This is a genomic window from Streptomyces sp. NPDC096132 (assembly GCF_044763345.1).
In the GTDB taxonomy this organism is placed as follows: domain Bacteria; phylum Actinomycetota; class Actinomycetes; order Streptomycetales; family Streptomycetaceae; genus Streptomyces.
This window is the reverse complement of the sequence record NZ_JBIWGA010000007.1, coordinates 218,108-232,233: the sequence shown is the minus strand read 5'-3', so window position 1 is coordinate 232,233 and position 14,126 is coordinate 218,108. Positions and strand designations below refer to the sequence as shown.

The 14,126-nt window shown below is 70.1% G+C and carries 13 protein-coding genes; 7 read left to right on the top strand and 6 right to left on the bottom strand.

Annotated elements, in window-relative coordinates:
- Positions 1-8 precede the first annotated feature (8 nt).
- Positions 9-1,283, top strand: a complete 1,275-nt coding sequence (locus ACIRF9_RS18975) for an ROK family protein (RefSeq protein WP_403823033.1) — start codon at positions 9-11, stop codon at positions 1,281-1,283.
- Positions 1,284-1,321: 38 nt separating this feature from the next.
- Positions 1,322-2,464, top strand: a complete 1,143-nt coding sequence (locus tag ACIRF9_RS18970) for a Gfo/Idh/MocA family protein (protein WP_403823030.1) — start codon at positions 1,322-1,324, stop codon at positions 2,462-2,464.
- Positions 2,465-2,895: 431 nt separating this feature from the next.
- Here the strand turns inward: ACIRF9_RS18970 and ACIRF9_RS18965 are convergent, their stop codons facing one another.
- Both ACIRF9_RS18965 and ACIRF9_RS18960 read right to left on the bottom strand, forming a co-directional pair.
- Positions 2,896-3,282, bottom strand: coding sequence for a hypothetical protein (locus tag ACIRF9_RS18965; protein ID WP_403823027.1), 387 nt, complete (start codon positions 3,280-3,282; stop codon positions 2,896-2,898).
- A gap of 110 nt (positions 3,283-3,392) precedes the next feature.
- Positions 3,393-4,022 (bottom strand): TetR/AcrR family transcriptional regulator, encoded by a 630-nt coding sequence (locus ACIRF9_RS18960; RefSeq protein ID WP_403823024.1) that lies wholly within the window; start codon positions 4,020-4,022, stop codon positions 3,393-3,395.
- 173 nt (positions 4,023-4,195) lie between these two features.
- Between ACIRF9_RS18960 and ACIRF9_RS18955 the strand changes: the two genes are divergently transcribed.
- Positions 4,196-5,377, top strand: a complete 1,182-nt coding sequence (locus ACIRF9_RS18955) for an amidohydrolase family protein (protein WP_242762164.1) — start codon at positions 4,196-4,198, stop codon at positions 5,375-5,377.
- A 103-nt stretch (positions 5,378-5,480) separates the two neighbouring features.
- On the opposite strand, the gene ACIRF9_RS18950 is transcribed toward ACIRF9_RS18955, so the two are convergent.
- Genes ACIRF9_RS18950 through ACIRF9_RS18940 form a run of 3 tightly spaced genes read right to left on the bottom strand, consistent with a single transcriptional unit; the run spans position 5,481 to position 8,949 of the window.
- The gene (locus tag ACIRF9_RS18950; protein ID WP_242762165.1) at positions 5,481-6,485 is read right to left on the bottom strand and encodes a VOC family protein; all 1,005 of its coding nucleotides are present in this window, start codon (positions 6,483-6,485) and stop codon (positions 5,481-5,483) included.
- The gene (locus ACIRF9_RS18945) at positions 6,482-7,345 is read right to left on the bottom strand and encodes an alpha/beta fold hydrolase (RefSeq protein ID WP_242762166.1); all 864 of its coding nucleotides are present in this window, start codon (positions 7,343-7,345) and stop codon (positions 6,482-6,484) included. The genes ACIRF9_RS18950 and ACIRF9_RS18945 overlap by 4 nt, the downstream gene beginning before the upstream one ends.
- An 11-nt stretch (positions 7,346-7,356) precedes the next feature.
- Positions 7,357-8,949 carry a bifunctional 3-(3-hydroxy-phenyl)propionate/3-hydroxycinnamic acid hydroxylase gene (locus tag ACIRF9_RS18940; protein ID WP_403823019.1) on the bottom strand — a complete coding sequence of 531 codons (1,593 nt, stop codon included), beginning with the start codon at positions 8,947-8,949 and terminating at the stop codon, positions 7,357-7,359.
- Between the two features lie 122 nt (positions 8,950-9,071).
- Between ACIRF9_RS18940 and ACIRF9_RS18935 the strand changes: the two genes are divergently transcribed.
- The 4 genes from ACIRF9_RS18935 to ACIRF9_RS18920 all read left to right on the top strand — a co-directional run bounded on the left by ACIRF9_RS18935 (position 9,072) and on the right by ACIRF9_RS18920 (position 13,332).
- The gene (locus ACIRF9_RS18935) at positions 9,072-9,704 is read left to right on the top strand and encodes a TetR/AcrR family transcriptional regulator (protein ID WP_242762169.1); all 633 of its coding nucleotides are present in this window, start codon (positions 9,072-9,074) and stop codon (positions 9,702-9,704) included.
- 2 nt (positions 9,705-9,706) lie between these two features.
- Positions 9,707-10,489 (top strand): fumarylacetoacetate hydrolase family protein, encoded by a 783-nt coding sequence (locus tag ACIRF9_RS18930; RefSeq protein ID WP_278195818.1) that lies wholly within the window; start codon positions 9,707-9,709, stop codon positions 10,487-10,489.
- A gap of 170 nt (positions 10,490-10,659) precedes the next feature.
- Positions 10,660-11,700 carry an amidohydrolase family protein gene (locus tag ACIRF9_RS18925; RefSeq protein ID WP_403823016.1) on the top strand — a complete coding sequence of 347 codons (1,041 nt, stop codon included), beginning with the start codon at positions 10,660-10,662 and terminating at the stop codon, positions 11,698-11,700.
- A gap of 45 nt (positions 11,701-11,745) precedes the next feature.
- Positions 11,746-13,332, top strand: a complete 1,587-nt coding sequence (locus ACIRF9_RS18920; protein ID WP_403823013.1) for an MFS transporter — start codon at positions 11,746-11,748, stop codon at positions 13,330-13,332.
- A 4-nt stretch (positions 13,333-13,336) separates the two neighbouring features.
- Here ACIRF9_RS18920 and ACIRF9_RS18915 read toward each other — a convergent pair whose 3' ends face one another.
- A complete protein-coding gene (locus tag ACIRF9_RS18915; protein WP_403823620.1) occupies positions 13,337-14,059 on the bottom strand; it encodes an IclR family transcriptional regulator in 723 nt (240 codons plus the stop codon).
- Positions 14,060-14,126 lie beyond the last annotated feature (67 nt).

Sequence of the window (14,126 nt, the reverse complement as noted above, 5' to 3'; positions counted from 1 at the left end):
AAGGGCCCATGTCCGCCCTGCCTGACCCGCCCGGCACCGACCACGACGCTCTCGTCGGGACCCTGCTCCAACTGGTCCGCTCCGAGCCGACCAGCACCCGCGCCTCCCTCACCGAGCGCAGTGGGATGGGCCGGACCATCGTCACGCAGCGGGTCAACGAGCTGATCGAGACCGGCCTGCTCGCTGAGACCGGCCGCGGGAAATCCACCGGAGGCCGCGCCCCTCGCGAAGTGCGCTTCAGACGGGAGGCCGCGTGCGTCGTGGGTGTGGAAGTGGGGGCCTCCAGCATCGACGTGGCCCTGACGGACCTGGCAGGGCGTCCCCTCGGCTGTCACGAGCAGTCCTGGGACGTCGCGCGTGGACCGGACGCCACCCTCGACCAGATCGACGTGATCATCGATCGCCTGCGCACCGCACACCAGCCCCGAGCGGTCCCCCTGGTGGGCATCGGTGTGGGTCTTCCCGGCCCGGTGGAGTTCGCTACCGGTACGCCCGTGGCCCCGCCGATCATGCCCGGCTGGGACGGATACCCCGTAAGAGATCACCTCGCCGCCCGTCATGGCGTCGGCGTGTGGGTGGACAACGACGTCAATGTCATGGCCTTGGGCGAACTACGGGCGGGAACCGCGGTCGGCGTACGGGACTTCCTCTACGTCAAGGTCGGCACGGGCATCGGCGCAGGGCTGGTGTCCGACGGGCGCCTGCACCGGGGCACGGGGGGCTGCGCCGGGGACATCGGCCACATCGCGGTGGTCGGTGGCGCGCCTCAGCCCTGCAGGTGCGGCAAGCGAGGGTGCCTGGAGGCCCTGGCCGGCGGCGCCGCCCTGGCCAGGGACGCCCTCGCCTGCGCCGAGAACGGGAGCAGCCCCTACCTCTCGGCACGGCTCGGAGACGACCGGCCGGCGCTCATGGCGTCCCATGTGGCGGCCGGGGCTCGCTCGGGAGACCACACCTGCGCCGACCTGCTCAAGCAGGCAGGCGAGCAGATCGGCCGAACCCTTGCCGGACTCATCAACTTCTTCAATCCCTCACTGGTCGTCATCGGGGGCGGCGTCGCCCTCTCCGGAGACCTCCTGCTCGCCTCCATCCGGCACTCCGTCTACGCGCTGTCCCTGCCCTTGGCCACCCGCACGCTGCGCGTCGAGATGTCGGCGCTCAGCAGTCAGGCGGGCATGGTCGGCGCGGCCTTCACGGCCATAGACGAGTTGCTCGCACCCCGGCAGCTGCCCGGATGGACGCACAGACTCTGCCGCGATCCCCTGCCGCAGGCCGCGACGGCCTGATCCAGCCCCCTCTCCTCCCACCACACCAAGGACCGCCCATGCTCCGACCGCTCAAGGCAGGTTTCATCGGTACCGGTTTCATCGGTTCCGTCCACGCCCGCGCCGCACTCCAAGCCGGCGCGCGCCTCGCCGGGGTGGTGTCCTCGACTCCCGAGCGATCGCAGGCCGCCGCCCAAGCCCTGGGCGCCGCACGCGCCTACGCATCGGCCGAGGATCTCATCGACGACGACGGTGTCGACGTCGTGCACATCTGCACCCCGAACCATCTGCACGCTCCGCTCGCGGTCCGAGCCCTTGCGGCGGGCAAGCACGTCATCTGCGAGAAGCCCCTCGCCCTGACCTCCGCGGAGGCGGCCGGCCTCGTAGAGGCGGCGAACAGCTCCGGACGTATTGCGACGGTTCCCTTCGTCTACCGCTACTACCCCCTTGTCAGGGAGGCCCGGGAGCGCCTGCACAGCGGGAAGGCCGGTCGGCTCAGGCTGATGCACGGCAGCTACCTGCAGGACTGGCTGCTGCGGGAGGACGACGACAACTGGCGCGTCGACGCGGCTTTGGGCGGTGCGTCCCGGGCCTTCGCCGACATCGGCTCTCACTGGTGCGACCTGGCCCAGTTCATCTCCCAGCAGAGCATCGTCCGCGTGAGCGCGCGCAAGCTCATCGCCGTCCCCCGGCGTCATCGGGGCGATGGCGCTTCCTCCTTCACCGGCGCCGCCACGGCGGGCGGGACCTCGCTCGTGGACACCGAGGACGCCGTGCTCGTCCACTTCGAGACGGCGGAAGGCGTGCTCGGCTCGGTCACCGTCAGCCAGGTCTCCCCCGGGCGCAAGAACCGGCTGTGGATCGAACTGGACGCCAGCGACGAGTCCTTGGTCTTCAACCAGGAAGAGCCCGAGACTCTGTGGTGCGGCCGCCGGGAGTCGGCCACTGTCCTGCGACGGGACCCTGCTCAGCTGACCGCGGCCGGCGGCCGGATGGCAACGCTCCCCGCCGGTCACCCGGAAGGGTACGCATCCTGCTTCGAGGCCTTCGTCGGGGACACCTATGCGGCGATCCACACCGGGGAGGTCCCTGAGGGCCTGCCGACCTTCGCCGACGGGCTGGCGGCCGCCTCGATCACGGACGCGGTGCTTGCCGCCGCCGACAGCGGACAGTGGATCGACGTCGACCGGCACATCAATTGATCGTCGACCGCTCGTGCGCGACGGCACCGGCCGGGGTGTTGGTGCCGTCGAGCACGTACATCGGCTGGCGGCCGCCTGCAAACGCTCCTGAAGCCCACTGTCCGCGCAGTAGCTCCGTGCGCACACGCGACCTTCGCCACCACAAGGTCGGGCGGAGCCCTCGCCGAGCAACTCGCCCTCGCGGCAGGGGTGCCAGGCATCGCGAAGCGCGTCCCCTGGCGATGTGGCGGACCATGGGGCCGGTGACCCTGACGGCCTGGCCTTTAGGGGTTCCTCGGTTGGAGCTGTAACCGCGCAGGGCTTCGGCCATCACCTGGGCGAGGCGCTTGGTCCCATTGCCGTTGGGGTGGGTCTGGTCGGGGGCGGCGTACTCGCGTTCGAGATGGGAAGGGTCGGCTTGGGAGCAGGTCGCTGTGTCGAAGTCAACGAACTCATGCCCAGAGGTGCGGATCCAATCGTTGACGGCGAGGCGGAAGGTCCTCTCGGCCAGGCTCGCCCGCGATCTCCGGGGCGAGTGGGGTGACGGTGGCGAGAACCACGGTGAGCCCTTCCTTCCGGGCCCGTTCCACGAGCTCCCGGTAGCCGGGCGTGATCCCGCCGGGAAGACCCCGGCTGTTGCTGTTGTAAGCAATCACCAGGTGCGTAGCGCCGCGGGTTGCGAGCACGTCCTCCTCGAACCGGGACAACCCGGCCCTGCCCCACGAGGGAGTCTGTCGCGGCGCGTCCAGGCGTATCCGGTTGCCCGCGATGCCACGGTTGACGACGGCGATCTTAACGTCGGCGGGCAGCAGGGCGGCAGTGTACTGCGGCCACCCCATAGCGCTGCTGGAGCTCCCGAGGCAGACGACCACCGCCTTCGCGCCGGCTCCGGCGACCTCGTGGTCACACGGCTGATGAGCGGGTGGCCGTGGAGTGCGGTGGTGCAGTCTCACGGTCGCGGGGCCGGGACTGCGCCGTACGCCGTCGGCAGCGGGCCCGTGGCCAGGGCCCTGGCTTCGTCGTGCGGCAGGCCGAACATGCAAAGGAGGTTCGCCGCAAGTTGGTCCGCGGCAGCGTCGGCGTCCACGCGCGGCTCGGCCTCCAGGAGTTGCATGAGCCCCAGCAGGGCTCCCCCGGCCCCAACCAGTGCCACGTCCACGTCACCGACGCGCAGCCGGCCGGTGACCCTGCCGGCGTTCAGGACGTGCCGGGCCCGCGGGGCCAGACCCTCGGAGGAAAGCAACCGGGACAGTCCCAGGCGCAGCAGGATGCGGACCACCTGGGGTCGGTTGCGCTGGAGACGGCCAGTCAGGCGCACACCGACGGCCAGCATCTCGGCGGGGTCGTCCAGCTTCTCGACCACCGACTCCAGCCAGGCGCTGTGCTGTTCGAGCGTGAGGGACAACGCCGCTTCCAGCACTTCCTCCTTGCCCGCGAAGTGGCCGTAGAAGGTACCGAATCCCACGTCCGCGGCCTCGGTGATTTCCTTGATGGTCATGCCCTCCCGGTGCCGCTCGACCAGCAGGCGCTGCGTCGCCTCGACCAACGCTGTCCGGGTGTGTGCCTTACGGCGGAGCATGCGCCCGGGCCTGCGGGACGAGTCCTCTGGTTCAGCCATAAGAATCACGCCATCCGTCAATAATGATGAATTCGTCAATACCGATGTCGATTGACGAGGACGATCGCCAAGATCGAGGATCACACCCGGGTGGCCGCCTCCCTCCCCACATCCCCCTCCTCCGAGGAGTTGACGTGGCCCAAGAGCCCATGAAGCCCGAAAAGACCCAGATCCGTCGCGCCCCCGCGCACCGCCCGGGCCGACGGGGCGTGCTGAAGGCTGCCGGTGCGGTCGGTGCCGCCGCTGTCGGCAGTGCGACGGTGCTGACGTCACGCGACACGGCGAGTGCTGCCATCGCCTCACTGCCGACCGGCAGCTACCGCATCGACGTGCACTGCCACCTCCTCCCCGACTTCTACCGCGAGTCCCTGGACTCCGCCGGCATCACCGACATCGGAGGCCGCCCGATCCCGGACTGGAGCCCGGAGCTCGCGGTGAACTTCATGAACCGCTACGGCATCCAGACCCAGGTGGTCTCCGTCTCCGAACCGGGCGTCGAGCACCTGACCACCTCCGACGCGCGTCTGGAAATGGCGCGGCGGCTCAACGACTTCATGAGCGAAGACCTCGTGCACACCAACAGCGCCGAACTCGCCAAGCGCTTCGGCGGTTTCGCGGTGCTGCCGCTGTCCGACATCGAGGACTCCGACGACGTACAGAACGCCGTCACCGAGGTCAAGCGGGCGTTGGGCGAGCTGAAGTTGGACGGCATCGGCATCTTCAGCAGCTACCACGGCGTCTACCTGGGCGACCCGCTCCTCGACCCGCTCATGAAGGCACTCGACGACCTGGGCGCGATGGTTTTCATCCACCCGGTCACCCCGCAACACGCCCCGGACCTGGGACTGCCTACCTTCCTCTACGAGTTCACCTTCGACACCACCCGCGCGCTGGTCAACATGCTCTACAAGAACACATACGTGCACTACCCGCGCATCCGCTGGATCGGCGCCCACGCCGGCGGCACCCTGCCGTTCCTGTCGTATCGGACCAGTCTGCTCTACTCCAAGACCGTGGGGCTCGCGCAGACCCTGGGCCTGGACCGACTCGACGACGCCAACGTCCTGTACAGGAAGCTGTTCTTCGACACCGCCCTCTCCCCCGCGCCGCAGTCGATGAAGTCGACCAGGGAACTGGCCGGTGTCGGCCACATCATGTTCGCCTCCGACTGGCCGTTCACCGCCGAGCTGTTCCCCGCCGCAGGCGATCCGGCCCCCCAGCTGGACGAGACCTTCAGCACCGCCGAGCGGCTACGGGTGGAGCGGGGCAACGCGCTCGTCCAACTGCCGCGTGTGGCCGCCCGATTGAAGCGCTGAACCGCGTCGCACGGGACATCGCACTCGGCCCTCGGGCGGGATGTCCCGTGCGCTCAGCGCACGACATTTCGGTGCGGTCGGGCCATCGTGGCGTCATCGCTGCTCAGTCGTCGGGGATGCCCCTGCCGCTCAGCGCCGGCACGGTCGTCTCCGGGCGAGCCAGGGAGCGGGCGCCGAAGCGGAACTGGTCGAGCAGGTCGACGATGGTCTGGCCGACGGGCTTGTGACCCCAGATGCTGATGCCCTGGTGGGTGGTGGGCTCCCAGGTCGACTCGTCGATGACGAGGGGGTTCCAGCCGACCTCCCACTCGAAGCCCGAGGGGGTGCGGGCGTAGTAGGAGAGTTCCTTGTCGTTGGTGTGCTGGCCGACCGACAGGGCCATGTCGAAGCCGAGTTCGTGTACGCGGTCGTAGCTCTGCGCGAGGTCGTCGAGCGACGTGGCCTGGATGTTGAGGTGCTGGACGCGGGTGCGGATCGGGTCGATCGGCAGGCCTCGGACGGCGGCGATCGCTATGGAGTGGTGGCGTTCGTTGACGCGCAGGAAGCGGATCTTGAGCTTGACGCCGCTGATGGTCTCGTCGATGTAGTCCGTGAGGCGGGCGTCGAAGACGGTGTCGAAGTACCCGCGCAGTTGCGCCGGTTTGGCGGAGGTGATCGCGACGTGGCCCATGCCGGCGTCGCCGGTGACCCAGCCGGAGGCCAGCATGTGCAGCGGCTCGGAGGAGACGACCGGGGTGGTGTAGATCTCCTGGGTGATGCCCTTGGGGCCGGGGAAGCGCAGAAGGCGTTCGACGCCGCGCAGGGCGGCCTCCTCGGCGGAGCCCTCGGTACAGGGGGCGCCGTGGGCGCGTACCCGGGCCTCGATCTGTTCGAAGGCGGCGTGGTCGTCGATGTGCCAGCCGGTGGCGACGACGTCCTCGGCGGGGCCGCGCCGGAGCAGGAAGCGGCACTCCTGGTCGTCAAGGCGGAAGCGCATGACGTCACGTGAGATGTCGTCGTGGTGCATGCCGATGGCGTCGGTGCCGAAGCGGCGCCAGTCGGTGAAGCGGTTGGTCTCGATGACGAGGTAACCGAGGTGGACGGCTCCGAACACGGACGCGGTGTTCATCGGCGGCCTGCCAGGAAGTCGGCGCACAGCTGGTTGAACAGCTCGGCTCGCTCCCACTGCACCCAGTGTCCGGTGTTGGCGACCTCGTACAGATCGCAGTTGGGCATGCGGTCGGCCAGCATGCGGCCGCCGGAGGGCCGGTTGACCTGGTCGGCCGCGCCCCAGAGGACGAGGGTCGGCACGGGCAGCCGGGACAGTCGCTTGTCGCGCGTGAAGTCCATCTTCCAGACGGTGCGCAGGTCTTTGGGGCGCCGGAGCGGTGGTGCGGCGACCACCTCGGGGTCGATGCTCGCCTCGTAGCGGGCATCGATGACCGAGTCAGGTACCTGGGCGGCGTTGAAGACGAGGTAGTTGCGGATGAACTTCTCCAGCTTCAGCCGCGAAGGGCCGTCCCCGCCGTAGTAGTTGAGCAGGCTGTTCAGACCCGGCGTGGGCAGCGCTCGGGTGGTGCCGATGCCGCCGGGGCCCATGAGCACCATGCGGTCGACCCGCTCCGGCGTGTCCAGGGCGAGGCGCAGAGCGCAGGCACCGCCGTAGGAATTGCCGACGAAGTGGGCCTTTTCCAGGCCGAGTTGGTCGAGCACTCCGCGGATGGAGTCCGCGAGGTGGCCGAACGGGTCGGCTCCGTCGACTCCCTTGCTGCTGCGGCCGTAGCCGGGCAGGTCGGGCACGATGACCCGGTACTCCTTCGCCAACTCCGCGATGTTCCGGGAATAGTTGGAGACGCCGGAGGCACCGGGACCGCCGCCGTGCAGCAGAAGTACGGGCGCCCCCTCCCCCGTCTCCGCCACGAAGATCTTCTTACCGTCGACGTCGAGCAGGCGCTCCCGCATCTCGGGAAGCTCGGTGTGTGCGGTCATGGGGATGGTCCTCACTTCGCAATCAGTCGGGATGCCGGAGCGAACCCGGCGGGCGGGGGCGGGAGTTGGCCTCCGGCGGGGGCGGCGGCGTACACGTAGGCGTCGGGGCGCAGGGCGAGCGTGGTCGCGCGGTGCTCGGTCAGCCAGGGCAGCAACACGCCGTCGCTGTCGACGACCGCGCCCTCGGCGGGCTTCGAGCCCACCGGGAGGACGGCGAGCGACTCGACGCCCAGGTGCTCCCACGCCGGTTGCGCGATGGGGAGTCCGAGGTGCAGCAGCAGCCAGCGACTCCCCAGCACGTCGTCCAGGCGTACCCGTTCACCGTCGGCGGCGGTCACCCACGGCTGGGGTATCTGGCGTCCGGAGGCCTTGGTGCGGGGGCGGGCCTGCAGCCCCTCGGCGTAATGGGCGACGGGAATCCAGTTGGAGTCCTGGAGCCAGGCGCTGAACCCACCCACCCGGTTCAGCACCGGCATCACGGCATCACGGACCCGTGTGACGGCCCGCCGCCGCTCGGTGATGACCCGCCCGACGAAGACGGCCCGCTTGGTGACCTCCTTGACGTGCGGCTTGCGCTCGACCTCGTAGGAGTCGAGCACCGACTCGGGCAGTCGGCCGCGCAGCACCGCGTCCAGTTTCCAGCACAGGTTCGCCGCGTCCCGCACCCCGGCGGCCATGCCCTGCCCGATCCACGGTGGCATGGCGTGCGCGGCGTCACCGGCGAGGAAGACCCGGCCGACCCGGAAACGGGCGGCGAAGCGGACATGGTGGCTGTAGACCGTGGCGCGCAGGATCTTGATCTGGTCCCGGCCGATGCCGTACTTGGCCACCATCGAATAGATGGCGTCATGGGTGACCAGGTACTCCTCGTCATCCCCAGGGAGGATCGGGAACTCCCAGCGGTGGTGCCCGAGCGGCGTCGGACAGTCGACCGCGGGTCGGGCCGGGTCGCAGCGGAAGCGCAGCCGGTCGTGGTCCGGCCACGGTTTCAGCATCTCGGTGTCGATGACGACCCACCGGTCCTCGTACGTCCGCCCCTCGTAGCCCACGTTCAGCTGTGCCCGGGTGAGGCTGGAGCCGCCGTCGGCCGCGATGACGTACTTCGCGCGCACCCGTCGTACGGAGTCGTCGGCGGTGCCCAGCACCGTCAACTCCACTCCCTCGGCGTCCTGCCGCATGCGCAGGCACTCGTGCCGGAGCAGGATCTCCACGTTCGGGTAGCGGTCGACGCCGTCGCGCAGGACCTGTTCCAGGGCCGGCTGGTAGATGAACATCTGCGGCGGATGGCCATGGCCGCGCGGGGTCGGGCACGCGCTGACGAAGGTACGGCCCTTGGCGTCGACGAAGTCGAGCGGCCGGTCGGCCAGCATGTCCTGCTTCAGCCGGTCGGCCAGGCCTATCCGCTGCCAGATCCGGACGACCTCCTCGTCCGTGGAGATCGCCCGGGCCCGGGAGAAGACCTCCGCATCGCGCTCCAGGACGACGACCCTCAGGCCCATCGACCCCAGCAGATTCGCCGCCGTGACGCCGGTGGGGCCGTACCCGATCACCGCCACGTCGTAGGAGCCTTCCGCGGCTCCGTCTTCGGCACTGATTTCACTCATCAGGCCACCTCACTGTGTCCCTGTCGACTCTTGGTGTAGCGTTCACTCCAATTGGAATGACCGATACGGTAAGCTCGGCTCGGGAAGCGGTCAAGTGTCGGTGCGACGGGAAGGCGGAGCGCATGACCAGGCCACGGACGACGCGGCAGAAGCGCGCCAACGGGGTGGAGTCGCGGCAGCGCATCCTCGACGCCGCCGTCGAGATCGCGGGCGAGCGCGGATATGACGGAACGTCGATCGCGGCGGTCAGCGCCAAGTGCGGACTGCCCGCCAGCTCGATCTACTGGCACTTCAAGGACAAGGACGATCTGATCGCCGCGGTCATCGAGCGCAGCTTCGAGACCTGGCTCACGGCCGTCGAACTGCCCGGGGAGGAGACCGGCACGCCGGTGGAGCGGGTCACCGCCATGGCCGCCCATGTCGCCAAGTCCCTGGTCGACGCGCCGGACTTCCTGCGCCTGGGTCTGATGCTCGCCCTGGAGCGGCGGCCCACCGAGCCGCGCGGCCGTACCGTCTTCCTCCAGGTCCGCGACATCGCCGGCCAGAAGGTCCGCGAGATGGTCCAGACCCTGTTCCCGGCCCTGGACGAGGAGGCCGTGCGCACCCTCACCACCTACGCCGTGGCGGGCGCCGACGGCCTGTTCGTGCACCGGGAGATCCACGGCGACGCCATCGACCTGGTGGCCCTGTTCGAGCTGCACGCACGGTTCGTCTTCGATGCGGCGAGCCGCCTGACGGAGGTGGGCGGACAGTGACGCTGACCGCCGAGGAGCGAGCCACCGCGGCAGCCATGCTGCGCCGGGCCGAGCACCACGTGACACCCGTCGAGCCGCCGTCGGAGCTGCTGCCGGGCCTGGACCTGGCCGACGCCTACGCGATCCAGCGGGACAACATCGCACTGCGCCTCAAGGACGGGGCGAGCGTCGTCGGTCACAAGGTCGGGCTCACTTCGGCGGCGATGCGGGAGCTGCTCGGCGTGGACGAGCCCGACTTCGGCCACCTGTTGGACGACATGCTCCACCGCGACGGCGCGCCGGTCCTCGCGACCCGCTACTGCGCCCCGCGCGTCGAACCGGAGATCTGCTTCCGGCTCGGCCGACCTCTCAGCGGCCCCGACGTCACCGTCGAGGACGTCCTCGCCGCCACCGAGGCGGTCGCCCCGGCCCTGGAGATCGTCGACAGCAGGATCCGTGACTGGCGCATCACGCTCGCCGACACCGTCGCCGACAATGCCAGCTCCGCCGGACTGGTCCGCGGCCCTTGGACGCCGCTCGCCGACGTTCCCGATCTCGCCGACGTCGGCGTCGATCTCCTCGTCGACGGCGAGCGCGTCGCCCGCGGTCGCGGCAGCGAGGTGCTGGGGCACCCCGCAGCAGCGGTCGCCTGGCTCGCCAACATCCTCGCCACCTTCGGCACCGGGCTGGAGCAGGGCCAGGTGGTGCTGCCCGGCGCCATGACCACCGCACCGTTCGTCAGCGCCGGTCAGCGAGTCGAGGCCCGTTTCGGTGTCCTCGGGCCGGTGTCGGTGACCTTCGTCTGAGCCACCGGAGGGGTAGTTCCCGGACCCTTTGTCGCACCGCGCCCGCCTCCACGCCCTACGGCCGACACCGCCGTTGCCTTCTCACCGAGACCGGCGGACAGCCGGGGCCACGTGGAAGGCGCACGGCATCCACGTCACCTTGCTTCGCCCCTCACCAAGGAAGCCGCCTCATGCCCTCCACCCCGCACCGCATCGACGTCCACCAGCACATCGTCCCCGCCTTCTACCGGGACCTCCTCGCCAAGCGGGGCATCGCCGAGGCCGGTGGCCGGGCGCTGCCGGAGTGGAGTCCCGAGGCGGCACTGGCACTTATGGATCTCCTGGGTACGGCGACGGCGATCGTGTCGGTGTCCACGCCAGGCGCCGGGTTCCTCGACGATCGGGCCGAGGCCACCGCCCTCGCCCGCCGGCTCAACGACTTCTCCGCCGATCTCGCAGCCGGGCACGCGGGCCGGTTCGGCTGGTTCGCCACCCTGCCCATGCCGGAGGCCGAAGCCTCCGCGACCGAGGCTCGGCGGGCGCTCACCGAACTGGGCGCCGACGGGGTCACGCTGCTGGCCAACAACCGGGGCACCTACCTGGGAGCGGAGGGGCAGGACTCGCTGTGGCAGGTCCTCGACGAGCACGCGGCCATCGTGTTCGTACACCCGGCCGACCTTCCCGCGCCGCCGGTCGAGGGCATCCCGCCGTTCGCCGCCGACTTCCTGCTCGACACGACGCGGGCCGCCTACCTCCTCGTACGCAACGGAATCCCGCGCCGCTACCCCCGTATCCGGTTCATCCTGAGCCACGCCGGCGGCTTCGTCCCCTACTCCTCACACCGCATGGCCGTCGCCATCGCGGGCGACACCGGGCGCAGCCCGCTGGACGTCCTGGACGACTTCCGCGCCTTCTACTTCGACACCGCGCTCTCCTCCAGCCCCGCCGCGCTGCCGACGCTGCTGGCCTTCGCCCAGCCCGGACACGTCCTGTTCGGCAGCGACTGGCCCTTCGCCCCCACGCCCGCCGGGCAGTACTTCGCGAACGGCCTCGACAACCACCCGCTCACGCCGGACGCGCTCAAGGCCATGAACCGCGCCAACGCCGAGGCACTCTTCCCCCGCTTCGGCGGGGCCGCCGCGCCCTCCCGGCCCCGGGCACGCCTACGACAGTCCGCGCAGCGAGCCGCCGCGCGCCTCGTCTTCAAGCTCGTGCAGCCGCGTACCGGCTGACACACCTCAAGCTCGCTTCCCACGACTCCGATCGAGGCACGCCCCATGTCCACCGCGCCCGAACCCGAGACGCGCGCACCCGAAGCGTCCATCACCCCCGAACCAGAGGCACACACACCCGAAGCGTCCATCGCCACCGGACGGGCCGGACACCGTGGCGTCCTGTTCGCGATGTGCCTGGCGCTCGTCCTGGTCGTCGCGTCCGTCTCCGCACTCAACCTCGCCCTGCCCGACCTCGCTCTCGACCTGTCGGCCTCCAACTCCTCCCTGACCTGGATCGCCGACGCCTACACCGTCGCCCTGGCCGCCCTCGTACTCCCGCTCGGCGCGATCGGCGACCGGGTCGGCCGCCGCAACGTCCTCATCGTCGGCACGTTCGTCTTCGGTGCGGCGTCGTTGGCGGCGTCCTTCGCCGACTCCACCGGCATGCTCATCGCCTGGCGGGTCGTCATGGGCGTCGGCGCCGCGATGATCATGCCGGGCACGCTGTCCACCATCACCGCGGCCTTCCCTCCTCAGCAGCGCACCCGGGGTGTCGCCGTCTGGTCCGGCTTCGCCGCGGCGGGCGCCATCATCGGCATGCTCGCCGCGGGCGCCCTGCTGGAGCAGTTCTCCTGGCGGTCGATCTTCGTGACCAGCGCCGCCGTGGCCCTCGCGGCCGCGATCGCCGCGGGCCTCCTGGCACCCAACACCAGGGACGAGCACCCCGGCCCGCCCGACGTGCCCGGCGCCGTGACCACCGCGCTGGCCATCGGCACCCTCGTGTACGCGATCATCGAGGGTAACGAACAGGGCTGGGGTGAGCCCGTGGTGATCGGCGCCCTCGTCGTCACGGTGGTGTGCTTCGGCGCATACGCCTTCTTCGGCCTGCGTACCGAACACCCGCTGCTGGACCCGGCGCTGTTCGGCATCCCCGGCTTCCGGGCCGGCGCCGTCACGGTCCTCGTGCAGTTCATGGCGGTGTTCGGGTTCTTCTTCGTGGGTCTGCAATATCTCCAACTCGTCCTCGGCTACAGCCCCTTGAAGGCCGCCCTCGCCCTGGTGCCGGTCGCCGTGGTCGTTCTGCCCACTTCCCAAGCCACTCCGCACCTGGTGCGCAAGGCCGGCATGAAAGTCACCATGTCGACCGGACTGCTCCTGCTCGCCGTCGGCCTGTTCGTCATCTCCCGGCTCGACGTCGACTCCGGCTACGGCCCCTTCCTCGGCGGCCTGATCGTGTCCGGCGTCGGCATCGGTCTGAGCGGCGCCGTCGGCACCTCCGCCATCACCGGATCGCTCGCGCGGGGTCAGCAGGGGGTGGCCTCCGCGATGAACGACACCACCCGCGAGGTCGGCTCGGCCGTCGGCATCGCCCTCATGGGCTCGATCTACGGCAGCCACTACCGCTCCAGCCTGCCCGACTCGGTGGACCGACTCCCCCACGACGCCGCCGAGAACGTCAGGGACTCGGCGGCCGGCGGCCTCCATGTCGCCAAACAGCTCGGCACCCAGGGCAAGGCCCTCGCCGACAGCGTCAAGTCCGCCTTCATGGACGGCCTGTCCGCCTCGCTCGTCGCCGTCTGCTGCGTGGTCCTCGCAGCCGCGATCGGTGCCCTGCTCCGGGCCCCCAAAACCCCACCCACCACGGACTGACGGCTCAGCCGCCCCCACGCAACGCCCGAGACAACCCCAGGGCAGCCGTGCGCACCGCAGGAGCCAACTGCGCCGGGCTGAAGCGGGAGCGCGGTACGGCAACCGAAAGGGCGGCGACCGCGGTACCCCCCGAGAACACGGGGGCCGCGATGCAGTTCACGCCGACCGCGGCCTCCTGCTCCTCGTAGGCCAGGCCCGACACCTGGATCTGCTCCAGGGCGAGGCGCAGCCGCACCGGGTCGGTGATCGAGTGCGGCGTGAGACTCGGCAACGGCTCGGCCAGCACCTGCTCGGTCAACTCCTTGCCGGAGAAGGCCAGGAGCGCCTTTCCGACGGCCGTGCAAGTCAGGGGCAGGCTGCCGCCGATACGGGAGGGCAGTCGCAGGGCCTCGTGGCCGTGGATGCGCTCCAGGTAGACGACCTCCATGCCCTCGCGGATACCGAGGTGCACGGTCTCGCGGGTGGCCTCGAACAGGTCCTGGAGGAACGGCAGGGCTGTCTCGCGCAGGTCGAGCCGGTGCGGGACCAGGGAGCCGAGCTCGAACAGCTTGGCTCCGAGCCGGTACTGGGTGCCCGAGCGCTCCAGCCAGCCCAGTCGGACGAGGTCCGCCGCCAGTCGGTGGACGGTCGGCTTAGGGAGGCCGGCGCACTCCGAAAGTTCCGACAAACGGAACGGACCGCCGCTCGGGCTGAAGCATTCCAAGATAGCTGCGGCCTTCTCCAGCATGCTGCCGCTCGCGATGTTCCGTGACACGGAACAAAGCTTGGCTCATCCGGAGACAGCTGTCTATATC